General features: G+C 40.8%; 19 protein-coding genes. 15 read left to right on the forward strand and 4 right to left on the reverse strand.

Annotation, left to right across the window (positions count from 1 at the left end; all coding sequences use genetic code 11):
• Positions 1-8 precede the first annotated feature (8 nt).
• From FTT98_RS12080 to sucD, 7 genes are all read left to right on the forward strand, one after another.
• On the forward strand, positions 9-1,907 hold the full coding sequence (locus tag FTT98_RS12080; RefSeq protein ID WP_078189906.1) for an FAD-binding protein: 1,899 nt from the start codon (positions 9-11) through the stop codon (positions 1,905-1,907).
• 14 nt (positions 1,908-1,921) lie between these two features.
• Positions 1,922-2,629, forward strand: coding sequence for a succinate dehydrogenase iron-sulfur subunit (locus tag FTT98_RS12085; protein ID WP_078189905.1), 708 nt, complete (start codon positions 1,922-1,924; stop codon positions 2,627-2,629).
• 796 nt (positions 2,630-3,425) lie between these two features.
• A complete protein-coding gene (locus FTT98_RS12090) occupies positions 3,426-6,248 on the forward strand; it encodes a 2-oxoglutarate dehydrogenase E1 component (RefSeq protein WP_111884450.1) in 2,823 nt (940 codons plus the stop codon).
• Positions 6,249-6,264: 16 nt separating this feature from the next.
• Complete coding sequence (gene odhB, locus FTT98_RS12095) at positions 6,265-7,482, forward strand: 2-oxoglutarate dehydrogenase complex dihydrolipoyllysine-residue succinyltransferase (RefSeq protein ID WP_078192990.1); 1,218 nt, start codon at positions 6,265-6,267, stop codon at positions 7,480-7,482.
• A 60-nt stretch (positions 7,483-7,542) separates the two neighbouring features.
• On the forward strand, positions 7,543-8,973 hold the full coding sequence (gene lpdA, locus FTT98_RS12100) for a dihydrolipoyl dehydrogenase (RefSeq protein ID WP_078189903.1): 1,431 nt from the start codon (positions 7,543-7,545) through the stop codon (positions 8,971-8,973).
• Positions 8,974-9,154: 181 nt separating this feature from the next.
• The gene (gene sucC, locus FTT98_RS12105; RefSeq protein WP_078192988.1) at positions 9,155-10,321 is read left to right on the forward strand and encodes an ADP-forming succinate--CoA ligase subunit beta; all 1,167 of its coding nucleotides are present in this window, start codon (positions 9,155-9,157) and stop codon (positions 10,319-10,321) included.
• A gap of 13 nt (positions 10,322-10,334) precedes the next feature.
• Complete coding sequence (gene sucD, locus FTT98_RS12110; protein WP_168379215.1) at positions 10,335-11,225, forward strand: succinate--CoA ligase subunit alpha; 891 nt, start codon at positions 10,335-10,337, stop codon at positions 11,223-11,225.
• Positions 11,226-12,243: 1,018 nt separating this feature from the next.
• On the opposite strand, the gene FTT98_RS12115 is transcribed toward sucD, so the two are convergent.
• The 3 genes from FTT98_RS12115 to FTT98_RS12125 form a co-directional block, all read right to left on the reverse strand.
• The gene (locus FTT98_RS12115) at positions 12,244-13,956 is read right to left on the reverse strand and encodes a flotillin family protein (RefSeq protein ID WP_168379214.1); all 1,713 of its coding nucleotides are present in this window, start codon (positions 13,954-13,956) and stop codon (positions 12,244-12,246) included.
• Between the two features lie 176 nt (positions 13,957-14,132).
• Positions 14,133-14,771 carry a YqiJ family protein gene (locus tag FTT98_RS12120; RefSeq protein ID WP_111884396.1) on the reverse strand — a complete coding sequence of 213 codons (639 nt, stop codon included), beginning with the start codon at positions 14,769-14,771 and terminating at the stop codon, positions 14,133-14,135.
• A gap of 464 nt (positions 14,772-15,235) precedes the next feature.
• Positions 15,236-15,778, reverse strand: a complete 543-nt coding sequence (locus tag FTT98_RS12125; RefSeq protein WP_180026463.1) for a hypothetical protein — start codon at positions 15,776-15,778, stop codon at positions 15,236-15,238.
• Positions 15,779-16,099: 321 nt separating this feature from the next.
• Here FTT98_RS12125 and cysD point away from each other — a divergent pair, with 321 nt between their 5' ends.
• The 7 genes from cysD to FTT98_RS12160 all read left to right on the forward strand — a co-directional run bounded on the left by cysD (position 16,100) and on the right by FTT98_RS12160 (position 21,792).
• A complete protein-coding gene (gene cysD, locus FTT98_RS12130) occupies positions 16,100-17,014 on the forward strand; it encodes a sulfate adenylyltransferase subunit CysD (RefSeq protein ID WP_078189893.1) in 915 nt (304 codons plus the stop codon).
• Positions 17,015-17,166: 152 nt separating this feature from the next.
• Positions 17,167-18,780, forward strand: coding sequence for a sulfate adenylyltransferase subunit CysN (gene cysN, locus FTT98_RS12135; RefSeq protein ID WP_180041680.1), 1,614 nt, complete (start codon positions 17,167-17,169; stop codon positions 18,778-18,780).
• Positions 18,781-18,914: 134 nt separating this feature from the next.
• Positions 18,915-19,550 carry a DUF4433 domain-containing protein gene (locus FTT98_RS12140; protein WP_180177403.1) on the forward strand — a complete coding sequence of 212 codons (636 nt, stop codon included), beginning with the start codon at positions 18,915-18,917 and terminating at the stop codon, positions 19,548-19,550.
• 9 nt (positions 19,551-19,559) lie between these two features.
• A complete protein-coding gene (locus FTT98_RS12145; protein WP_180041682.1) occupies positions 19,560-20,597 on the forward strand; it encodes a macro domain-containing protein in 1,038 nt (345 codons plus the stop codon).
• Between the two features lie 85 nt (positions 20,598-20,682).
• Complete coding sequence (locus FTT98_RS12150) at positions 20,683-21,204, forward strand: PadR family transcriptional regulator (RefSeq protein ID WP_180041684.1); 522 nt, start codon at positions 20,683-20,685, stop codon at positions 21,202-21,204.
• Positions 21,201-21,521, forward strand: coding sequence for a DUF3861 domain-containing protein (locus FTT98_RS12155; RefSeq protein WP_180041686.1), 321 nt, complete (start codon positions 21,201-21,203; stop codon positions 21,519-21,521). The genes FTT98_RS12150 and FTT98_RS12155 overlap by 4 nt, the downstream gene beginning before the upstream one ends.
• Before the next feature lie 10 nt (positions 21,522-21,531).
• Positions 21,532-21,792 carry a DUF2798 domain-containing protein gene (locus FTT98_RS12160; RefSeq protein WP_180041688.1) on the forward strand — a complete coding sequence of 87 codons (261 nt, stop codon included), beginning with the start codon at positions 21,532-21,534 and terminating at the stop codon, positions 21,790-21,792.
• Positions 21,793-21,805: 13 nt separating this feature from the next.
• Here the strand turns inward: FTT98_RS12160 and FTT98_RS12165 are convergent, their stop codons facing one another.
• The gene (locus FTT98_RS12165; protein WP_180041690.1) at positions 21,806-22,156 is read right to left on the reverse strand and encodes a co-chaperone YbbN; all 351 of its coding nucleotides are present in this window, start codon (positions 22,154-22,156) and stop codon (positions 21,806-21,808) included.
• 131 nt (positions 22,157-22,287) lie between these two features.
• Here FTT98_RS12165 and FTT98_RS12170 point away from each other — a divergent pair, with 131 nt between their 5' ends.
• Entirely contained in the window at positions 22,288-23,280 is a 993-nt protein-coding gene (locus FTT98_RS12170; RefSeq protein ID WP_180041692.1) for an NAD(P)H-quinone oxidoreductase, read from the forward strand.
• Positions 23,281-23,470: the final 190 nt, after the last annotated feature.

Genomic DNA, 23,470 nt, shown 5'->3' on the forward strand with positions numbered 1-23,470 from the left:
AAGATATCATGGGCGCTATAACCCCTAAAGAAGATTACACAAATATTCCACACCAAACTTTCGATGCAGTCATCGTTGGTGGTGGTGGTTCAGGTATGCGTGCTTCTTACCAACTTGCTCAAGCTGGTTTGAAAGTTGCTGTACTGACTAAAGTATTCCCAACTCGTTCGCACACTGTTGCAGCGCAGGGTGGTATTGGTGCATCTCTTGGTAACATGCAAGAAGATAACTGGCACTACCACTTCTACGACACAGTTAAAGGTTCTGACTGGTTAGGTGACCAAGACGCAATTGAGTTCATGACTCGTGAAGCGCCTCAAGTTGTATATGAACTTGAACACTTAGGCATGCCATTTGACCGTAACGCTGACGGTACAATTTACCAACGTCCGTTTGGTGGTCATGCTGCGAACTATGGTGAAAAGCCAGTTCCACGTGCATGTGCTGCTGCCGACCGTACAGGTCACGCACTTCTTCACACGCTTTATCAAAGCAACGTGAAAATGGGTACTCAATTCTTCGTAGAATGGATCGCACTTGATTTGATCCGTAACGAAGCAGGCGATGTACTTGGTGTGACAGCAATTGACCAAGAAACGGGTAAAATTGCAGTATTCCAAGGTAAAGCTACATTGTTTGCTACTGGTGGTGCTGGTCGAGTTTACCGTGCATCTACTAACGCTTATATCAACACTGGTGACGGTCTTGGTATGGCAGCTCGTGCAGGTATTCCATTACAAGATATGGAATTCTGGCAATTCCACCCAACAGGTGTTGCGGGCGCAGGCGTATTGTTGACAGAAGGTTGTCGTGGTGAAGGTGCGATCCTTCGTAACGATGCTGGTGAGCCGTTCATGGAACGTTATGCTCCGACACTTAAAGACTTGGCACCTCGTGACTTCGTATCACGCTCTATGGACCAAGAAATTAAAGAAGGTCGTGGCTGTGGTCCTAAGAAAGACTACATCTTGCTTGATATGACGCATCTTGGTGCTGAAACAATCATGAAACGTCTTCCATCTGTATTCGAGATTGGTAAGAAATTCGCGAACGTTGACATCACTAAAGAGCCAATTCCTGTAGTACCTACAATCCATTACCAAATGGGTGGTATTCCTACAAACATTCATGGTCAAGTGGTTGTTCCTGTTTCTCGTGAAACTGAAGCTTTGGTTGCGAACTACAACAAAGAAACTGATGTGTACTCACACAACGCGGGCGACCGTGATTTCACTAAACCAGTGAAAGGTTTTTATGCAATCGGTGAATGTTCATGTGTATCTGTACATGGTGCAAACCGTCTAGGTACAAACTCATTGCTTGACTTGGTTGTATTTGGTAAAGCTGCTGGTGAACATATTGTTGACTACGTAACTAAACACCATGGTGATGAATACGCTCCATTACCTACAACTGTTCTTGAAAACACTTTGAATCGTGTTCGTCATCTTGATGAATCTACTTCTGGTGAAAATGCTCAAGAAGTTGCTGATGCAATCCGTGACATCGTTCAAGACCATGCTGGTGTATTCCGTACATCTGCACTTCTTGAAGAAGGTGTGAAACAGATTCTTGCGATCGAACCACGTGTACGCAACATTCACTTGAAAGACAAATCTAAAGTATTTAACACAGCACGTGTTGAAGCTCTAGAAGTTGAAAACTTGTATGAAGTTGCAAAAGCGACACTGATTTCTGCAGCTGCACGTAAAGAATGTCGTGGTGCGCATACAGTGGTAGATTTCGAATTACCACCTGATCATGCTGACTACCCATACGGCCGTCGTGATGATGAGTGGATGAAACACACTTTATGGTTCTCTGTAGATAACCGTCTTGAGTACAAACCAGTACGTTACAAGCCTTTATCTGTAGATGCTATTCCACCTAAACCACGTACATTCTAATTGGGAGAAGTAAGATGAGTAGAGGTACTCGTACATTTAATATCTACCGCTACGATCCTGATAAGGATGCAGCTCCGTACATGCAAACTTTTAAACTAGAGTTGACTGACAAGCACCGTATGTTGCTTGATGCGCTTCTAGCATTAAAAGTACAAGACGAATCATTAACATTCCGTCGTTCATGTCGTGAAGGTATTTGTGGTTCTGATGGTGTAAACATCAATGGTAAAAATGGTTTAGCGTGTCTTTGGAACCTAAACGACTTACCAGAAGTGATTACAATTCGTCCACTTCCAGGTCTTCCAGTAATTAAAGACTTGGTTGTAGATATGAATCAGTTCTACGATCAGTACAATAAAATCCATCCGTTCCTAATCAACAATCAGCCTGCGCCTCCTAAAGAGCGTTTGCAGTCTCCTGAAGAGCGTGAACACTTAGATGGTTTGTACGAATGTATTCTTTGTGCATGTTGTTCAACTTCATGCCCATCATTCTGGTGGAACCCAGACAAGTTCTTGGGTCCATCAGCATTGTTGAACGCATATCGCTTCATCATTGACTCTCGTGATACAGCAACTCAAGAGCGTTTGGCTCGTCTTGACGACCCATTCTCATTGTTCCGTTGTAAAGGTATCATGAACTGTGTATCTGTATGTCCTAAGGGTCTTAACCCAACTAAAGCAATCGGTCACATCCGTAATATGCTTTTAGATCTAGGTTAATAGATTTAGCAGTAAAAAGAAGCGCACCATTGGGTGCGCTTTTTTTTGTCATATATAAAAGTGATGATAGTGAAAGTTATTCACTGTCATTGCTGACTGCTTTAAATGGATTTCATAGAAACGTAGTGAATTAAAGGTATAAAGCGATAGATAAATGGTTATTTATTGATGAAACGCTCGTTCAAGTCTGTCAAAAGGATTAGAAGATGTTATTATGTAACGTAGTAAAAAGAGAGAGGATAGGAATGTCAGCTCTCTTTTGTTTTTGTATATGAGATGAGGGAAAAATCGAACGTAGACTTTTGTCTTAATTGAAAGATCATTTTATATGTAGCACCATATCATAGATGAAAATACAAACAGTGTATTTCGCTAATTTATGAGAGGTATGTGTCAAAAAAATCAATTGAAAATGCTCGAACGTGTTAGCATTTAAAGCATCACTATATGTAAAAAATGACTTTGAATTGGGTACATTTTTTCTACAATTTAAGCGCTGTAGACGGTATATAAATGTTAATAAAGTCGCTTTAGAAAAGATAATGGTGCAAATTTTATTTTTTCTAAGACGATTTGCAAAAATTGCCCGATTTATGTCGGGTATTTCTCAATGAGTAATGATGCCGCTGAGGGCGTTATTGTTCATTAATCACATTGGGTAATCCTAATGTAGTGATAACGCCTCAAGGCTTAAGCCTAATGGGGACTAATGTCATATTACCAATTTGACATTACTAATCATGGGTTCGCTTAAAAAGCATCCTGAAATGTTTTGCAATAGGAAATGGGTCCACAAATGCAAGAAGTTGCTGACGCACTGCGTCTTGACACTGAACTTAGCGCTGACAGTGCAGCGTATATTGAAGAACTTTATGAGCAGTATCTAACGGCTCCAGACTCAGTAGAGGCTGATTGGCGTGAATACTTCGATAAATTCCCGAAAGGTGATCAACCACATAGCAATGTACGTGAGCAATTCCTATTATTAGGCCGTAATTCAAGCCGTGTTCAGCCTGTAGTGCAAAGTGCAGTAAGTTCTGAGCATGAACGCCGTCAAATCGGTGTATTACAGTTGATCGCTGCATACCGTAACCGTGGTCATCAAAACGCAAAATTAGATCCACTTGGTCTTGCAAAACGTGAAATCGTGCCTGATCTAGATCTTGCTGCGCACGGTCTAACGCAGTCTGACTTAGATACTGTATTTAATACAGGTAACCTTGCAATCGGTAAGTCTGAAGCAACACTTGGTGAAATGGTTCAAGCAATGGAAGCAACTTATACTGCTTCGATTGGTGTTGAATACATGCACATTGTTGATACAAAAGAAAAACGTTGGATTCAACAACGCCTTGAAGGTACTCGTGGTCAATTTGGCTACACTGCAGACCAGAAAAAACACATCCTTGAACGTCTAACTGCAGCTGAAGGCCTAGAAAAATACCTTGGTAACAAATTCGTTGGTGCGAAACGTTTCGGTGTTGAAGGTGGTGAATCTTTCATTCCTATGGTGAATGAACTTATTCAACGCGCAGGTTCAGTAGGCTGTAAAGAAGTGGTTATCGGTATGCCTCACCGTGGCCGTTTAAACCTTCTTGTAAACATCATGGGTAAAAACCCAGCTGATCTATTTGGTGAGTTTGAAGGTAAATCTCTGCATAAAAAAGGCTCTGGTGACGTTAAATACCACCAAGGTTTCTCTTCAAACGTAATGACTCCGGGTGGCGAAGTTCATTTGGCATTAGCGTTTAACCCATCACACTTAGAAATCGTTGGACCTGTAGTAGAAGGTTCTGTACGCGCACGTCAAGTACGTCGTAAAGATATCGGTGGTGATGATGTATTACCAATCATCGTTCACGGTGATGCTGCATTTGCAGGTCAAGGTGTAAACCAAGAAACCTTCCAAATGTCACAAACTCGCGGTTATACCGTGGGTGGTACAGTTCATATCGTTGTAAACAACCAAGTTGGTTTCACAACGTCTGACCCACGTGATGCGCGTTCTACAGAATACTGTACTGACATCGCGAAAATGATCCAAGCACCGATCTTCCATGTGAACGGTGATGATCCTGAATCTGTATTATTTGTTTCTCAATTGGCACACGATTTCCGTCATACATTCCGTAAAGACGTTGTAATCGATATGTTCTGCTACCGTCGTCGTGGTCATAACGAAGCCGACGAGCCAGCTGCAACTCAGCCAATGATGTATCAAATCATCAATAAAAAAGCGACTACACGTACGCTTTATGCTGACAAGCTTGTACAAGAAGGTGTTCTTGATCGTGCTTCTGCTGATGCAATGGTTGAACAGTATCGTTCTGACCTTGAAGCAGGTAAACACGTTGCAAATGCGTTGGTACTTGAGCCAAATACAAAAATGTTTGTGGACTGGAAACCTTACCTAGGCCACGAATACACAGACAAATGGGATACCACTTTCCCAATCGAACGTCTAAAAGAGCTTGGTGCGAAAATGCGCGAGCTTCCAGAAGGCTTCGTGATGCAACGTCAGGTTGCTAAAGTGATTGATGACCGTCTGAAAATGCAGACTGGTGAAATGCCATTGAACTGGGGTGCTGCTGAAACATTAGCTTACGCGTCTCTTCTAGATGAAGGTTTCCTTGTTCGTTTAACAGGTGAAGACGTTGGTCGTGGTACATTCTCACACCGTCATGCAAAACTTCATAACCAAGTAGATGGTTCAACTTACATTCCATTATGTAACTTGAAAGAAAACCAACCACGTACAGCTATCTATGACTCATTATTGTCAGAAATGGCGGTTCTTGCATTCGAATACGGTTATGCAACGACTCTTCCGAAGAGCCTTGTCATTTGGGAAGCGCAATTTGGTGACTTCGCAAACTGTGCACAGGTTGTAATCGATCAGTTCATCGCGTCTGGCGAAACTAAGTGGGAACGTGTATGCGGTCTGACTATGCTTCTTCCACATGGCTTTGAAGGTCAAGGTCCTGAGCATTCATCAGCTCGTTTAGAGCGTTTCTTACAGCTATGTGCTGAAGAAAACATGCAAGTGATCACACCGACTACACCAGCGCAGATTTACCATGCGATGCGTCGTCAAGCACTTCGTCCAATCCGTAAACCAATGATCGTGACTTCACCGAAGTCTCTTCTTCGTCACAAACTTGCAACTTCTACATTAGAAGAACTTGCAAATGGTTCATTCCAAACTGTGATCGACGAAATCGACAACATCAACAAGTCAGACGTAACTCGTCTAGTGCTTTGTGGTGGTAAGGTTTACTACGACTTACTTGAAAAACGTCGTGAAAAAGAATTGAACAACACAGCAATCGTTCGTATTGAACAATTGTATCCGTACCCAGAAGCACGTCTTGCTGAAGTTCTTGCACAATATCCAAATGTTAAAGAATTGGTTTGGGCTCAAGAAGAACCGAAGAACCAAGGTGCATGGTTATTCATCGCTCCGCGTCTGTATGACGACGTGATGAAAGCGGGCAAACAAGTTCGTATTAGTTATGCAGGTCGTGAAGCTTCTGCTGCACCGGCTTGTGGTTCACCATATTTGCACGCAAAACAACAAGCTCAGCTCGTAAATGATGCTTTAGCTATCGTAGCTGAATAACAGGAGATTCTTAATAATGGCAACCGAAATTAAAGCACCGGTATTCCCAGAGTCAGTTGCTGACGGTACAGTTGCAACTTGGCACAAACAACCAGGTGAAGCAGTATCACGTGACGAAGTGATTTGTGATATTGAAACAGATAAAGTTGTTTTAGAAGTTGTAGCTCCTGCTGACGGTACGATTTCTGCAATTGTTAAAAACGAAGGCGATACAGTTTTATCGAACGAAGTGATTGCGACTTTTGAAGAAGGTGCTGCTTCTGGCGCTGCTCAAACTCAAGCTGTTCAATCAGAAGAGAAAGTAGAACAAGCTGCTGCGCAAACTCAAGCGGGCGCTGCTCCTGTTGTTGAACGTGCTCAACCTGTTGCTGATCAAGCTCCTGCAGTGCGTAAAGCATTGACTGAGTCTGGCATTGCTGCTGCTGACGTTGCTGGCACTGGCCGTGGCGGTCGCATCACTAAAGAAGATGTTGCAAACCATCAAGCTAAACCAGCTGCTCCTGCTGCTGCGCCATTAAGCGTTGCTGTTGGTGAACGTATCGAAAAACGTGTTCCTATGACTCGTCTTCGTAAGCGTGTTGCTGAACGTCTACTTGCTGCAACTCAAGAAACTGCAATGTTGACTACGTTCAACGAAGTAAACATGAAACCAATCATGGAAATGCGTGCGCAATACAAAGATGCTTTTGAAAAGCGTCATGGTGCACGTCTTGGCTTCATGTCATTCTTCGTTAAAGCGGCAACTGAAGCACTTAAACGCTACCCAGCTGTAAACGCTTCGATTGATGGTAATGACATCGTTTATCACGGTTTCTACGACATCGGTGTTGCTGTATCAAGCGACCGTGGTCTAGTAGTTCCAGTTCTTCGTGACACTGACCGCATGAACTATGCTGAAGTTGAAAATGGTATCCGTGCATACGCTGGTAAAGCGCGTGATGGTAAATTGGGTATTGAAGATATGACTGGCGGTACATTCACTATTACTAATGGTGGTACTTTCGGTTCTTTGCTTTCTACACCTATCTTAAATACGCCACAAACTGCGATTTTGGGTATGCATAAAATCCAAGAACGTCCTATGGCTGTAAATGGTCAAGTTGAAATCTTGCCAATGATGTACTTAGCGCTTTCTTATGACCACCGTCTAATCGATGGTAAAGAAGCAGTAGGCTTCCTTGTAACAATCAAAGAATTGTTAGAAGAACCAGCTAAGCTAATCCTTGATCTTTAATACTTCAGAATAATGCAATGGGCTTAGAGCGATCCTCTAAGCCCATTTTTGGAGATACATATGTCTCAATTTGATTTAGTTGTTATTGGTGGCGGTCCTGGTGGTTATGAAGCTGCTATCCGCGCTGCTCAATTAGGCTTTAAAGTAGCTTGTATTGAAAAACGTATTCATAAAGGTAAACCATCTTTAGGTGGTACTTGCTTAAACGTGGGTTGTATCCCATCTAAAGCATTACTTGATTCATCTCACCGCTATGAAGATACCGTTCATCACTTAGATGACCACGGTATTACAACAGGTGAAGTGAAATTTGATCTTGCAAAATTACTTGATCGTAAAGACAAAATTGTTAACCAATTAACAATGGGTATTGATGGCCTACTTAAAGGCAACGGTATCGAATGGTTAAAAGGTACAGGTAAATTACTTGCAGGTAAGAAAGTTGAGTTTGTATCTCACGAAGGTGAAACTCAAATTTTAGAACCTAAATATGTAATCCTTGCATCGGGTTCTGTGCCGGTAAATATTCCTGTTGCTCCTGTAGATCAAGACATTATTGTTGACTCTACTGGCGCGCTTGAGTTCCCAGAAGTGCCTAAACGTCTTGGCGTAATTGGTGCGGGTGTCATTGGTCTAGAGCTTGGTTCTGTTTGGCGTCGTCTAGGTGCTGAAGTTGTTGTATTTGAAGCAATGGATGCATTCTTACCAATGGCTGATAAAGCTTTGGCAAAAGACTACCAAAAAGTATTGACTAAACAAGGTCTTGATATCCGTGTTGGCGCTAAAGTTGCTGGTACAGAAGTGAATGGCCGTGAAGTTACTGTTAAGTACACGCAAGGTGGCGAAGACAAAACTCAAACTTTCGATAAATTGATCGTTTGTGTTGGCCGTAAAGCATATGCAGAAGGTTTATTGGCTGAAGATTCAGGCATTAAACTTACTGAACGCGGTCTAGTTGAAGTAAACGATTGGTGTGCAACTTCGGTTGAAGGCGTATACGCAATTGGTGACTTGGTACGTGGTCCAATGCTTGCACATAAAGCAATGGAAGAAGGCGTAATGGCTGTTGAACGTATGCACGGTCACGCAGCTCAAGTGAACTACGACACAATCATCTCTGTCATCTACACACACCCAGAAGCGGCGTGGGTTGGTTTAACAGAAGAGCAAGCGAAAGAAAAAGGCCACGAAGTTAAAACAGGTCAATTTGGCTTTGCTGCAAATGGTCGTGCAATGGCTGCTGGTGAAAACGCAGGCTTTGTTAAGTTTGTTGCTGATGCGAAGACAGATCGTCTACTCGGTATGCACGTGATTGGACCTGCTGCGTCTGACATCGTACACCAAGGCATGATCGCACTTGAGTTCGTATCAAGTGTTGAAGACCTACAGTTAATGACTTTCGGTCACCCGACATTCTCTGAAGTCGTTCACGAAGCTGCACTTGCAGTCGATGGGCGTGCAATTCACGCGATTCAGCGTAAACGTAAATAAGATGTAAAAAGAGCGGCTTAGGCCGCTCTTTTTTGTTTCAGATGGTTGTTTTAATTTGAATAATCATCTAAAAATAAAGATAAGAAATATTTTAAGATTTAAAAAAGGTTAAAGCTGCTTTGACGGATGTCTGGGCTTTAATGGGTCATAACAAAGCGAAAAAAGAGTAAAAGGTTGTTCAATGAATCTACACGAATATCAAGCTAAAGCGTTATTAAAAAAATATGGTATGCCAGTCCAAGAAGGCGTATTTGTAACAACCGCAGAAGAAGCAGTCAAAGCTTTTGAGCAATTGGGTGGTAAGTTTGCAGTTTTAAAAGCCCAAGTCCATGCAGGTGGTCGTGGTAAAGCGGGCGGCGTTAAAGTTGTAAAATCTGCGCAAGAAGCCACTGATTATGTGAATCAAATGGTCGGTTCACGCTTAGTCACTTATCAAACAGATGCATTAGGTCAACCCGTCAGCGGTATTTTGGTATCTGAAGATGTTTATCCAGTAGAGCGTGAATTGTACCTAGGTGCTGTCGTTGACCGCTCTAGCCGCCGTGTGACCTTTATGGCATCGACTGAAGGTGGTGTGGAAATTGAAAAAGTTGCAGAAGAAACCCCTGAAAAAATTATTAAAGTTGAAGTAGATCCTCTAGTAGGTTTATTACCATTTCAAGCGCGTGAAGTGGCATTTGCTTTAAACCTAAAAGATGGTCAAGTGAATCAATTTGTCAAAATCATGTCTGCTGCGTATCAAGCATTCATTGAAAATGACTTTGCCTTATTTGAAATTAACCCGTTATCCGTACGTGAAAATGGCGAGATTTTATGTGTGGATGCAAAAATTGGTATCGACTCGAATGCCTTGTATCGTTTACCAGAAATCGCAGCACTACGCGATAAAACGCAAGAAAATGAGCGTGAGCTGAAAGCATCAGAATTTGATTTGAACTATGTTGCCTTAGAAGGCAATATTGGTTGTATGGTCAATGGTGCTGGCCTAGCGATGGCAACCATGGACATCATTAAACTCTATGGTGGTCAACCTGCAAACTTCCTAGATGTAGGCGGTGGCGCGACCAAAGAACGCGTAATTGAAGCCTTTAAAATTATTTTGGCCGATAGTTCTGTACAAGGTGTATTAATCAACATTTTTGGTGGGATTGTACGTTGTGACATGATTGCTGAAGCAATTATTGCAGCGGTTCAAGAAGTAAATGTGACTGTACCTGTGGTTGTTCGTTTAGAAGGGAACAATGCAGAGTTGGGTGCAAAATTACTTGATGAATCAGGTTTGAAATTGATTTCTGCAAATGGCTTGGCTGATGCTGCAGAAAAAATTGTTGCTGCGGTAAAAGGCTAAGGGAGTAGAGATCATGAGCGTATTAGTTAATAAAGACACCAAAGTATTGGTACAAGGTTTTACCGGTAAAAACGGCACATTTCATTCAGAACAATCTATTGCTTACGGCACAAAAGTGGTTGGTGGGGTGACTCCGGGCAAAGGCGGCACACAACATTTGAATCTGCCCGTATTTAATACCATGAAAGAAGCGGTGCGTGAAACGGGTGCAACGGCAACCTCGATTTATGTACCTGCACCATTTGTCCTAGATTCAATTATTGAATCGATTGATTCAGGTGTTGAGCTGATCGTCGTGATTACGGAAGGTGTGCCTACACTCGATATGCTAAAAGCTAAACGTTACCTAGAAACCTATGGTAATAATGCACGTCTAATTGGTCCGAACTGTCCAGGGATTATTACTCCGGGTGAATGTAAGATCGGTATTATGCCGGGGCATATTCATCAGCCGGGTAAAATCGGCATTATCTCGCGATCAGGGACTCTGACCTATGAAGCTGTAGCGCAAACCACCAAGCTGGGTCTAGGTCAGTCGACGTGTATCGGTATTGGGGGAGATCCAATTCCGGGTATGAACCAAATTGATTGCTTAAAGCTGTTCCAAGACGACCCGCAAACTGAAGCGATCATCATGATTGGTGAGATTGGTGGTACAGCAGAAGAAGAAGCAGCTGAATATATCCAGTCGAATGTTACAAAGCCTGTTGTTGGTTATATCGCGGGTGTAACTGCACCTAAAGGTAAACGTATGGGGCATGCAGGGGCAATCATTTCGGGCGGTAAAGGCACAGCTGAAGAGAAATTCGCTGCCTTTGAAAAAGCGGGTATGGCTTATACCCGTAGTCCTGCTGAATTAGGTTCGACCATGTACGAAGTGCTGAAAGGCAAAGGTTTGGTTTAATCGCCATACTTAAACATCAAAAGAGAATCTTCGGATTCTCTTTTTTTTACGCAAAAAAAAGCGTATTTCAGCCGCTATGCAAAAGCCATAAGGGCATGGCTATGTGTTCTGCTTTGGGGTGCAGTGACGCTGCATAAACGGATGGAATATTGGTTGTTCAATAACTATGAAATGTAAAGAACACATAATAATCCGAATATGTGATGATTGCGGGGATGGTCATAGGTTTATGATTTTTAAAAATAATTTCGTATGGCGTGCAGTATATTGATTTTAGGGAAAATAACTAATTTAATTGAGATTTTTAATGGATCTTTATCATTAAAGAGCTTTTTTACTTGGATGAAGCCTAATATTTTCAATAGAAATTATTTTATTTTATTTGTAATTTTCTCAAGCCTTATACAAAGGATGGTAGATCAGGAATATGAGAAGGGGGAGCTTTAAAATTGGTGAAATTTGCTATCTCAGTGATGAAATTTTTTTAAGAAAATCTACATGAGCATATACATCTATAGTCAGCTATTATTTTTTAGTTGATGGTTTGAAGTGCAAAAACCTTGTTAGGCCCTATTTTCAATTTAATAAGCAATTTCCAAGTTTTATAAAAACAATAGATAGAACAAAATGTTATCGAGCTGAATATATAGAAGTAAATATCTTATTCTGTAAGATGAGAAGGATATATCAATTAATTGATTTTAAATATTTTGTTTCATAATTTTATGCTGTTTGCTCTATAGCTTCTAAATGAGTATTTTTATGAAATACGCCATTTGTTCATTGATTTAACATCAGGCTGTGATGCGAAATATAAATGTCAGAAACCATTAAAAGCGCTCTGATAAGACAGAAAATGTTGTTCATTTCTTTGGGAGATTGTATGCCCATAAGTACAAGTATCTAAGCCATAAAAAAAGCAGTGCGGACACTGCTTTTTTAATTCATTTAGAATGTGTTGCTCAAGCAATCACTTCTGAATAAAGAGATTTGATGGAGCCCTATCTCAATCAAAAACTTAGTTTTTGCTGGTTTTTAAGCTCTGAGTTAAACCGTTAATATCGCCACCTTGGATACCAAGCTCACTCATCAAGCTATCAATCAGTGGGGCCTGGCTGCGGTAGCGTAGGGCACTATTCACCACTTGGTCTGACAAGGCAACATTGCCGCTGCCTTCGTGGTGAGCATCACCTTGGCAAGAACCTGCATGACCACCATTTAGACCATTTACTTGCAAAATCTTAATGTCATCAATGTTTTCCATTGGTTTCACACTTTCGCGAATGATTTCAGGTAAGTATTTCAGCATCGCTAAACGAATTTGCATTTCAACCTGTTCAGATGACAATACGTTGTTTGCTTCGTTCACTGCACGTGTACCTTCAGCATCAACTTGGTATTGTTTTTCCATCGCTTGAGCCAAGAGAACTTTTGCGTCAGCTTCACCTTTTGCTTTTAAGCGAACTTTTTCAGCTTCGGCTTCAGCTGCAATACGGATAGCTTCTGCATCATCTGCAGCTGCTTGTTTACCCGCTTCAGCCGCGACAGTAATGGCAATCGCATCTTTCTCTGCTTTTTCTTTCGCAGAAACCAATTCAACAGCTTTTTGACGTTCAGCTTGTTGGATTTGACGCACGGTAATTACTTCTTCTTCGGCTTTTACCGCTTGAGCACGGGCTTGATCGGCATGCGCTTTAGCTTCAGATTCAGCACGAGATTTTTCAGCAATGGCAATAGCACGGTCTTGCTCAGCGAGTTCAATGGTTTTCTTTTGTTCCACTTGGGCTTGCTGAATAATTTGTGACTTTTGAATATTTTGATTTTCAACGTCACGTGCAGCAGTAATACGCTTTAAGTCAACTTCACGTTCAGCAGCAATACGCGCTTCTTCGGCTTCACGTTTTTTAGCAGCTTCTTGTGATGCAATTTCTGCAAGCTGTTCTGCACGACGGATTGAAATTTCACGTTCTTGTTGCAGTTTTGCATATTCTTCTTCACGCAAAATTTGTAGACGTGCTTGTTCTGCTTCTAAGTTCTTGGTCTTGATTGCAAGATCTGCATCTTGCTCAATCGCATTACGTTTACGACGACGGTCTTCAATGGTTTCTGTCAGTTTAGTTAAACCTTCAGCATCGAACGCATTTTGTGGGTTGAAGTATTTAAAGCCTGTTTGGTCTAAGCCAGTTAATGAAACGGTTTCAAGTTCCAAACCGTTTTTATGTAAATCTTCAGACACCACTTGCTGAACTTTTTGAACGAAGTCGACACGTTTTTCATGCAATTCTTCCATCGCCATTTCTGCGGCAACTGCACGTAGAGAGTCAACGAATTTACCTTCGACCAAATTTTTAAGCTCATTTGGTGACATGGTCTTTTGACCTAACGTTTGTGCTGCTGTAGCAATCGAATCTGCGGTTGGTTTCACACGGACATAGAACTCCGCCATCACGTCGACACGCATACGGTCACGTGTAATCAGCGCTTGGTCATCTGCACGGCGAACTTCAAGACGTAGGGTGTTCATATTGACAGGGATAATTTCATGCAGCACCGGAAGCACAATAGCACCGCCACCTAAAATCACTTTTTCACCGCCGAAGCCTGTACGCACAAATGAAATTTCTTTACTTGAGCGACGATAAAGTCGAGCAATAATAAAACCAATAAAAATAAGTGCGGCAAAAATTATCCCGACTGAAACAAGGATACCGCTTGGAATAATGTCTAACATGGACGTTTATCTCTTTTGTTGTAGTTCAAGTTAACCCTCTAAAGTGCTAACAAGTTTGGTTTAAAAATCAGTATTTTGTTGACTCATCATGACTTCGAGATTTGCTGAACGTATGACGCGTTAAATGTATTTATATGGTGTTAAAAGAACTGATCGAGCATCAATTCATTCAAAATTTAGAGCATGGTGGCTTGAAAGCCTACATTTGTTTTTTGGGTTAAAACCACTGATTGACCTTGGCTGAAAATTTCATCTTGTTCAGGTTCAACCAAAATATAATGGGTCAATCCGTGTTGATCTTTGACTTTGGCTTGAGCAGGAGACTGTGGTCGTGCATCACCCAAAATGATCGTGGCCGTTCTACCGATCAATTCATCACTATAAATGGCGGTTGTTTCATCTTGCGGTAAAATACGGGCAATGAGCATTGCGCTAAAACGTACGAAGGGCATGCACAGAAAAATACATGCAGGTGCAATAATCCATGCACTGAACATCATACTGGTCATTTGGTTAACGACGGCTTGAATAGTAAAGCCCAATAAACTATAGACACATAAGAAAATGATGAGCCATACAAACAGTGGAATACGACCCAAATACAACCAATCGAGCACACGTGTCACGATACCTGCATCGGCATCTACACCTAGCTCTGCATTATGACCAACATCCTCAGGTAGGAATTGATCTAAGAAGCCTTGAGAACCACCCCCTAAAATTGTTAACACAATCTCAAAAAGTCCAAACAAGAACATTAAGCAGAGACTGATGCTAAACACGATATTAGACGGGTGAGTAAACAATTCCCACATTATATTTATCTCTATATTTATGCTTATAAAAAATCAAAAAAAATAATTCTGGCCGAATTTTTTTCAGTAAATAAAATAACATTATCTGTCGAAATTGTGTAAAAAAATTACAGATCAGATTAACAAAAAGTCGGCTTTTATGTGAGCTATTACTAAGTTTTTCTTTAAAAATAGTTGATCAATTAAGTCAGGATTATCTAAATCTAAAGTTAATAGTATTTCTGCTTTACCCATTTAAGATTTAAGTCATTGTGATCAATCAAATTTTCAGTCTAATTGCAGATATATAAGTGGTCGTGCTCAAGGGAGAGAAATGGCCTATTAAACGGCACAGAAAACAATGTTAGGAAATGTAAATTTATAAGCGTCACAGCAGTGCTGAGGGCTTTGCCGTGACTTTCGATGTCATATGGAGATTTGAACTGGCGTTCAATAGAGCGCTTTTTAGGTGGCTTTAACCGTTTTTATAACAATGAAGTTTGAATGCGTACTTTCATATCTAATGCCGCTTGAACAATAAAGGTTTTCATCCACTTCACTTGTTCGCCCATCGGATTGGTTTTAATCGCGGTGTCTAAAAAGCCCAAGCTTTCAAGTTGAAACAGTTGCTTTTCAATTTCTTCTTCTAACTGGGTGCTATTGGCTGCGAGCGGGAAGTGGATTAAGTAAAATGCTTTGGGGAAATTATAAAAAGCATAGAGCAGATTAAATGCACGTTGATCGGCCTTTAAATTGCCAGCGCCAATTTCATAGCCACGATCTTGGTTACTATGAGTCACCCCAATCAAAAATTCGAGTTTATTGTCCAAAAGTCGTAGGCCGAACTGAAGGCCAATTTGGTCTGCACTCAGCTCATGTTGGATAAAGTTATTCAGCGGGCTGCCGTCATCATTTAAGGCTTCTTGGAGCACGAGGATGTGTGAAGAATGCTGATAAATATAGCCAGCAAGACCTGCTGCTTCTATCAGCGACTTTAAGGTTTCAAGCGTATAGTGACTATATGGCATATCAATAACTATTGGAGAGTGATATAGCTACTTTAGGTACTTTGAGCGAGTTTGAATACCGATTTTTTAGAGGATTTAGCGATTAGTTAATTGATAAAAAATTGCGTAAACTTAAGGATCTCGGACTAGAATAATAATGAAATTGATAAGTCTATTGTATTAAATTAATTAAAATTGATAAGCAGTATCAGACAATTTGTATATGACGAATAAGAATATCAATATCACAAAACAAGCAATCGTTATGAAAGCTTAATCACTATAATGTATATATATCTTTAAAAGTGTAATAAGTACACATATTCTAAGCTGGTGTTGTCCATGTCATTAAATGAGGAAAGACTTACTCATCTTAAACAGCTTGAAGCTGAGAGTATTCATATCATCCGTGAAGTTGCTGCTGAGTTCGAAAACCCAGTCATGCTGTATTCAATCGGTAAAGATTCAGCGGTCATGCTGCATCTTGCTTTAAAAGCATTCTATCCTGCCAAACTTCCATTCCCACTACTGCATGTAGACACGGGTTGGAAATTTAAAGACATGATTACTTTCCGTGACAACATGGCAAAAGAGCATGGCTTTGATTTGATCGTGCATCAAAACAAAGAAGGTAAAGACGCAGGCGTGAATCCGTTCGATTACGGTAGCTCAAAATATACTGACATTATGAAAACTCAAGGCTTAAAACAAGCACTTGATAAATATCAGTTTGATGCGGCTTTCGGTGGTGCGCGCCGTGACGAAGAGAAATCTCGTGCCAAAGAGCGTGTTTACTCATTCCGTGATACTAAACACCGTTGGGACCCTAAAAACCAACGTCCTGAACTTTGGAATCTTTACAATGGTAAAGTGAACAAAGGCGAAAGTATTCGTGTGTTCCCATTGTCTAACTGGACTGAGTTGGATATTTGGCAATACATCTACCTCGAAAATATTAAATTGGTTCCTTTGTACTTGGCTGCTGAACGTCCAGTGGTTGAGCGTAACGGTACACTGATCATGGTTGATGATGAGCGTATGCGTTTAAACGAAGGTGAAGTGCCACAAATGAAATCGGTGCGTTTCCGTACTTTAGGTTGTTACCCACTTACAGGTGCGGTTGAATCAACTGCAACAACTTTACCGGAAATTATCCAAGAGATGCTTTTAGCCACCACATCTGAACGTCAAGGTCGTATGATCGACCATGACGAAGCAGGTTCGATGGAAAAGAAAAAGCAGGAAGGTTACTTCTAAGAATCTCATAATCTCCCCCTAACCCCCTCTTTACGAAAGAGGGGGAACTCCCGAGAAAGAACGGAGCCAAGTCTCCCTTTCTTAAAGGGAGATTTAGAGGGATTAAAAAGATTCAGAAACCGATTTCAAAAGAATATGTGGAGCTTTGAGCAATGTCTCATCAATCAGATTTAATTAGCCAAGACATCTTGGCGTATTTAAAACAACACGAAAATAAAGACCTTCTACGTTTCCTCACTTGCGGTAACGTGGATGATGGTAAATCGACTCTAATTGGTCGTTTGCTTTACGATTCAAAATTGATTTATGAAGATCAATTGCAAGCGGTGACTCGTGACTCTAAAAAAGTCGGTACTACGGGTGATGCGCCTGACTTGGCTTTACTTGTAGATGGCCTGCAAGCGGAACGTGAGCAGGGTATTACCATTGACGTGGCTTACCGTTATTTCTCTACAGAAAAACGTAAGTTCATTATTGCTGACACCCCAGGGCATGAGCAATACACACGTAACATGGCGACTGGTGCGTCGACTGCCGATTTAGCGATCATCTTGATTGATGCGCGTTATGGCGTTCAAACCCAAACGCGTCGTCACTCATTTATTGCAAGCCTTTTGGGTATTCGTAACATTGTGGTTGCAGTGAACAAAATGGACTTGGTTGAATTCTCTGAAGCGCGCTTCAATGAGATTCAAGCTGAATACAACGAGTTCGTGAACCAATTAGGCGACCGTAAACCTGCGAACATTATCTTCACGCCAATTTCTGCGTTGAATGGTGATAACGTTGTAAACAAATCGCCAAATACGCCGTGGTACCAAGGTCAGACTTTAATGGAGACTTTGGAAACTGTTGAAATTTCGCATGATACGAGCAAGCACGAATTCCGTTTCCCTGTTCAATATGTAAACCGTCCGAACCTCGACTTCCGTGGTTTCTGCGGTACGATTGCACTTGGTGAAGTGAAAGTTGGCGATACCATTACTGCATTACCATCTGGTAAGTCTTCGACTGTTAAAGAAATCGTGACTTTTGACGGTAACTTAGACCATGCTGTTGCAGGTCAAGCGGTAACTTTAACACTGAACGATGAAATTGATATTTCACGTGGTAACGTGTTGGTGAAAGCGGGCGAACAGCCACTCATTTCACGTTCTGCACGTGCCTCTGTGGTATGGATGACAGATGCGCCTTTAGTAGTTGGCAAGCTGTATAACGTGAAGTTTGGTACACAAACTATTCCTGCGAAAGTTGCGAAAATTAACTATCGTACCAATGTGAACACACTGGAAAAAACGGAAGTTGAACAGCTTGAATTGAATGCGATTGCAGATGTAACGATTGAGTTTGATGCGCCAGTGGTATTTGACCGTTACCAAGACAGTCGTTACACAGGTTCATTCATCTTTATTGACCGTTTAAGCAACGTGACTGTTGGTGCGGGTATGGTTGAATCTGCGGTTGAATGGACTGCACACAACGAGCCTGTAACTGCTGAAGCGCGTGCTGCACGTTTAGGTCAAAAACCTGCTGCGGTAACTGTGACTGCGAAAGCCCTTGAAAATGCGCAAGCGATTGAAAGTTTGTTGATTCAACAAGGTGTGGTTGCGATTGCGAAAGCTGGTTTAACTGTAGAGCAAGTCGCGCTTGTACGTGAAACTGGTGTGGTTGTGATTACAGATACTGCTGAAGGTACTGATGTGACTTATGCATTCGAGACTGCTGAAGAAGTTGCTGAGAAAATTGTTGAGTTAGTTCGTCTGTAATAGATTGAATTGATTTAGAATAACCCGCTGAAAAGCGGGTTTTTTTATAAAAAGGATATAAATTGAATAATTTAAGTTGATTTTATTTTAAGTATCCCAATAAAAAGAAATAGAAAAAATTCATGGATGATTTGATGACAGTACCACTTAACCCATATTTATATCATATTGCGCACATTGATAAACTTTCGTCGATAATATCACATGGATTATTGTCAGATAGTATTGTGTCTCAAAATCAGTTTGGTGGTACGGTAATTGGTCAAAGTCACATAAAGCAAAGGCGTTTAACAGAGCTAACTCTAAGTTGTTATCCTAATTTATATGTGGGGGAATGTGTTCCATTCTATTTTTGTCCCAGATCAGTAATGCTGTATATGATCAATCAGGGTAATTCAGATTTAACGTACGATGGAGGGCAGTCTGATATCATTCATTTGCGTTTTGATATGCATGAATGTGTTCAATGGGCAATAGCTAATAGAAGGCGTTGGGTCTTTACCTCTACTAATGCTGGTTCTAGATTCTTTGAAGATTACAATAATTTAAGTGATCTAAGTCTATTGGATTGGAATGCTATTTCTAGTCGATATTGGAGTAGCTGTAGAGATCAAAAACAAGCTGAATTTTTGATTGAGAATTCAATTTCATGGAATTTAGTTAAAGAAATAGGTGTTTATAATCAAGCTATGTTGAATCGTGTTAACGTTTTATTAGTTGGTCAAACTCATAGGCCACATGTTAGAATCCAACAAGATTGGTACTATTGAGATTTCGTTATGATTACATTTACTCATGGCGACATATTAAAAGCTGATGTGGAAGCTATTGTTAATACAGTTAATTGTGTTGGTGTAATGGGTAGAGGCATTGCTCTTCAATTTAAGAAAGCATGGCCAGATAACTTTAAACACTATGCTGTAGCATGCAAACGAAATGAAGTAGTACCAGGAAAAATGTTCATTTATGAAACATTAGGACTAACTAATCCTAAATATATTATTAATTTCCCGACAAAAAGACACTGGAAAGGTGCAAGTCGTATTGAAGATATTGAATCCGGCTTGCAGAGTTTAGTTTTAGAGATTAAAGATAAAAAAATAAGGTCTATAGCAATTCCTCCTTTAGGAGCAGGTTTAGGGGGATTGGATTGGAAAATTGTCAAAGAAAGAATTGTTCACTATTTAGATGGATTATCAGATATTGATATTTTGATATACGAGCCATTAAATTCAAATATAAAAATTGAAAAAGTAATCAATAAACAAGTGCCAAATATGACTCCAGGTCGTGCAATTTTAATTGAATTAATGCAAAGATATTTAAAAGGTCTACTGGATCCATTTGTTTCTTTGTTGGAAGTACAAAAACTTTTATATTTTATGCAGGAAGCAGGAGAACCCTTGCGCTTAAATTATAAAAAAGCTCTTTATGGACCTTATGCTGATAATTTAAGACATGTATTAAATGTAATGGAAGGGCATTATATTCAGGGATATGATGATGGTGGAGATGATCCTTCTAAAGCACTCAGTTTAGTTCCTGGTGCTGTTGAAGAAGCTCGAGAATATCTTAAGAATTATCCTGAAACATTGCAGCGTTTTGAAAAAGTTACAGATATAGTAGATGGTTTTGAAAGTAGATTTGGTCTGGAGTTACTTGCCTCTGTGCATTGGGTAGCTAAATATGAAGGCTCCAAAGATAGAGAGGAATTAGTAAATAAAATTCATAATTGGAATATAAATAAAAAGAAATTTACTCCACGCCAGATAGATATTGCATATAAGAATTTACAGGATAATTTTGTATTTTCTTAATTTTAAGAACCACTGAAAAGTGGTTTTTTATTTTATAAAATTATATTAAGATATATCTTAATTAACCTTAAGCTATATCTTTCCTATGTCGAAATCAGATCTGATTGTAGACATCGAAAGTCCTGTCAAAACCCGCAAACGCCTGTTTGAAGCAGGGCACATGAAACTATTGGTGCTGCATCTCATCTCCAAAGCACCTAAGTTCAGCTACGATATTATCAAAGATGTCGGCGCAATCGTCGGCGGAGGTTACAGCCCAAGCACAGGTACAATTTACCCAACGCTGAATTACCTTGAAGAACAGCAATACATACATGCAGAACTGAATGCAGAAGACCGTAAACAATACAGCGTTACACAGTTAGGCGTAGAGCATCTAAATACTGAAAAAGTCACAGTAGAGAAGATCCTGTGCCGTTTTGATACTCGCAAGCAAATTCATAACAACGAACAATACGTTGACATCAAACGTGCGATGGAAAACCTAAAAGCATCACTGCGTATCAAAATTCAGCACTGTGAACTGACACCTGAACAAGTGTATGTCATTGCAGAAAAAATCGATCAGGCGGCCGTTGAAATCAGCCGTATGGAGGTGACACAATGAAGCAGCATCAATATGAAATTACGCTCAAACACATTGCCGATGCACAGGGCAATCCATCGACCTATACCGAAGCTTTGCAGTTTAATGCCTACAACCATGATGACTTGTTTAAGGTGCTGGAGCATTTGACCAAAGCGCAATTGTTAGATGATGAAAAAACCAAAGCCTTTGCTGTGGGTCTGAAACTGTTTGGTGAAACCTTGCTGGAAAATAAAGACCATCCTTTATTTAAAGATTTCATGCCGCATTTCGGCCAGTTTATGAAAACACTGAAACAAACCGTAAAAGCCCAGAACGCAGCCCAAGACGAACAATAGGTGTTTACAGATGAATCAACGCCCAAAATTTCATCCCAAACATATGACTTGGCTGATGCCTCTAATTCTGTCCGGCATTATGAGCGGTTCAATTTCCTGCTTTAATATGCTGATGAATAAAGGCTTAGTTGAAGGCTTTCTTGGTATTTGGCTGCGCGCTTGGGGTATGTCATGGATGGTGGCGTTCCCGCTCATTTTGATCGTGTTGCCATTGGTGCGTAATACTTTAATGAAGTTTGTACGCCTGCCGAATGAGTCTGCATCCAAATAAAAGGTACATCCGTTTAGTCATGAGTTGAATGTGACTGCATAGCATCTTGAATGATGGCTGTTAATTCAGTCAGCGATTTAACTCCTGCAATACGTTGAATGACTTGCCCGCGATAAAATACTAAGGTTGAAGGTAGTCCATAAACGTTATAGCGCAAGGTTAGTATCGGTGAGGAATCAATATTTACCTTGCCAAATTTGAGCTGTGCATGCTGTGCGGACATTTGACTTGCGCACTGCTCAAATACAGGGAAGTTCTGCACACAGGGCGCGCACCAGTCTGCATAGAAACGAATCACGGCAAAACCATCGAACCATTCATAGTCGCTGGCGTTATCTTCGTTATATTCAACAACCTGAACCATGTGCTGCCTATTATTAATTTGCTAAATAGTCAGCCAATTATACATAAGTCCATTGTTATTCAATCTGTATGCTTTCTATGTTCAAATAGTGCATAGATAGATGAATAGTCAATAATTGAAAAGGAAAAACAATGTCACAGCAAAGCATGCAGCAGGTCATTATTACTGAGCCAGGCGGTGTAGATAAACTGGCCTATGAAAGCGTTGCCATCCCAGAAGCGAAAGCGGATGAAGTGTTGGTAAAAGTGCATGCCTTTGGCATCAATCGTCCAGACATTTTACAGCGCCAAGGCTTGTACCCAATGCCGAAAGGGGTAACACCAGTACCGGGTTTAGAGGTTGCAGGCGAAGTGGTTGCTGTGGGTGCAGAAGTCACTTTGTTTAAGGTGGGCGATAAGGTTTGCGGACTGACCAATGGTGGCGGTTATGCAGAATATTGCGTGGTGCCTGAAAGCCAAACCATTGCGATTCCTGAAGGCGTCAGCTTTACCCAAGCGGCAGCCATTCCTGAAACCTTCTTTACCGTATGGGCCAATGTATTCCAAATGGGTAAAGCCAAAGCAGGTGAAACGGTGCTGATTCATGGGGGAACCAGTGGTATTGGAACCACAGCAATCATGCTGTGTAATGCCTTGGGCATGAAAACCTTTGCTACGGTCGGTTCAGATGAAAAAGTAGCAGCGATCTCTGATATCACACATGCGATTAACTACAAGACTCAAGACTTTGAGCAAGTGATTAATGAAGCGACCAATGAGCAAGGTGTAGATGTCATTCTAGATATCGTTGGAGCACCGTATTTGGCGCAGAACCTCAATCTATTGCGTCGTGATGGTCGTTTGGTCTATATCGCATTTTTAGGCGGTGCAAAAGCCAAAGAGGTGAAATTGGGTCAAATCATGATGAAGCGCTTGACGATTACAGGCTCAACCATGCGTGCGCGTAATACTGCAGAAAAAGCAGAGATTGCCAAAGGCATTCAGGAAAATGTTGTTCCGTTATGGTCTAAAGGTGAATGCCTGCCAATGATTTACAAAACATTTAAGTTTGATCAAATTCAAGAAGCACATGCAGCCATGGATACAGGCGACCATGTGGGTAAGATTGTGGTTGAAGTGATCTAAAGGATTATTTTTAAAACGCGATGTATTTGCAGGGTGTTTTAAAATAATAAAAGAGGGCGATGTCCACTGCTGTCCCACAATTTTTCACAAGAGGAAGCTCATTTGAGCTTCCTCTTGTTTTATGGGTATTTTATCGGGTGAAAATAAAGCTTTTAAAGTTCTTCTTTCAAACAAATTCACTTGAATTATT

This window comes from Acinetobacter sp. YH12039, assembly GCF_013420015.1.
In the GTDB taxonomy this organism is placed as follows: Bacteria; Pseudomonadota; Gammaproteobacteria; order Pseudomonadales; family Moraxellaceae; genus Acinetobacter; species Acinetobacter amyesii.

What these genes read in the sequence shown, in the direction of transcription:
- FTT98_RS12150 (WP_180041684.1), top strand. Translation starts at nt 20,683, where the DNA reads ATGTCGAAATCAGATCTGATTGTAGACATCGAAAGTCCTGTCAAAACC.
- odhB (WP_078192990.1), top strand. Translation starts at nt 6,265, where the DNA reads ATGGCAACCGAAATTAAAGCACCGGTATTCCCAGAGTCAGTTGCTGAC.
- cysN (WP_180041680.1), top strand. Translation starts at nt 17,167, where the DNA reads ATGTCTCATCAATCAGATTTAATTAGCCAAGACATCTTGGCGTATTTA.
- FTT98_RS12145 (WP_180041682.1), top strand. Translation starts at nt 19,560, where the DNA reads ATGATTACATTTACTCATGGCGACATATTAAAAGCTGATGTGGAAGCT.
- FTT98_RS12115 (WP_168379214.1), bottom strand. Translation starts at nt 13,956, where the DNA reads ATGTTAGACATTATTCCAAGCGGTATCCTTGTTTCAGTCGGGATAATT.
- sucC (WP_078192988.1), top strand. Translation starts at nt 9,155, where the DNA reads ATGAATCTACACGAATATCAAGCTAAAGCGTTATTAAAAAAATATGGT.
- FTT98_RS12125 (WP_180026463.1), bottom strand. Translation starts at nt 15,778, where the DNA reads ATGCCATATAGTCACTATACGCTTGAAACCTTAAAGTCGCTGATAGAA.
- lpdA (WP_078189903.1), top strand. Translation starts at nt 7,543, where the DNA reads ATGTCTCAATTTGATTTAGTTGTTATTGGTGGCGGTCCTGGTGGTTAT.
- FTT98_RS12155 (WP_180041686.1), top strand. Translation starts at nt 21,201, where the DNA reads ATGAAGCAGCATCAATATGAAATTACGCTCAAACACATTGCCGATGCA.
- FTT98_RS12160 (WP_180041688.1), top strand. Translation starts at nt 21,532, where the DNA reads ATGAATCAACGCCCAAAATTTCATCCCAAACATATGACTTGGCTGATG.
- sucD (WP_168379215.1), top strand. Translation starts at nt 10,335, where the DNA reads ATGAGCGTATTAGTTAATAAAGACACCAAAGTATTGGTACAAGGTTTT.
- FTT98_RS12085 (WP_078189905.1), top strand. Translation starts at nt 1,922, where the DNA reads ATGAGTAGAGGTACTCGTACATTTAATATCTACCGCTACGATCCTGAT.
- FTT98_RS12165 (WP_180041690.1), bottom strand. Translation starts at nt 22,156, where the DNA reads ATGGTTCAGGTTGTTGAATATAACGAAGATAACGCCAGCGACTATGAA.
- FTT98_RS12140 (WP_180177403.1), top strand. Translation starts at nt 18,915, where the DNA reads ATGACAGTACCACTTAACCCATATTTATATCATATTGCGCACATTGAT.
- FTT98_RS12080 (WP_078189906.1), top strand. Translation starts at nt 9, where the DNA reads ATGGGCGCTATAACCCCTAAAGAAGATTACACAAATATTCCACACCAA.
- FTT98_RS12120 (WP_111884396.1), bottom strand. Translation starts at nt 14,771, where the DNA reads ATGTGGGAATTGTTTACTCACCCGTCTAATATCGTGTTTAGCATCAGT.
- FTT98_RS12090 (WP_111884450.1), top strand. Translation starts at nt 3,426, where the DNA reads ATGCAAGAAGTTGCTGACGCACTGCGTCTTGACACTGAACTTAGCGCT.
- cysD (WP_078189893.1), top strand. Translation starts at nt 16,100, where the DNA reads ATGTCATTAAATGAGGAAAGACTTACTCATCTTAAACAGCTTGAAGCT.
- FTT98_RS12170 (WP_180041692.1), top strand. Translation starts at nt 22,288, where the DNA reads ATGTCACAGCAAAGCATGCAGCAGGTCATTATTACTGAGCCAGGCGGT.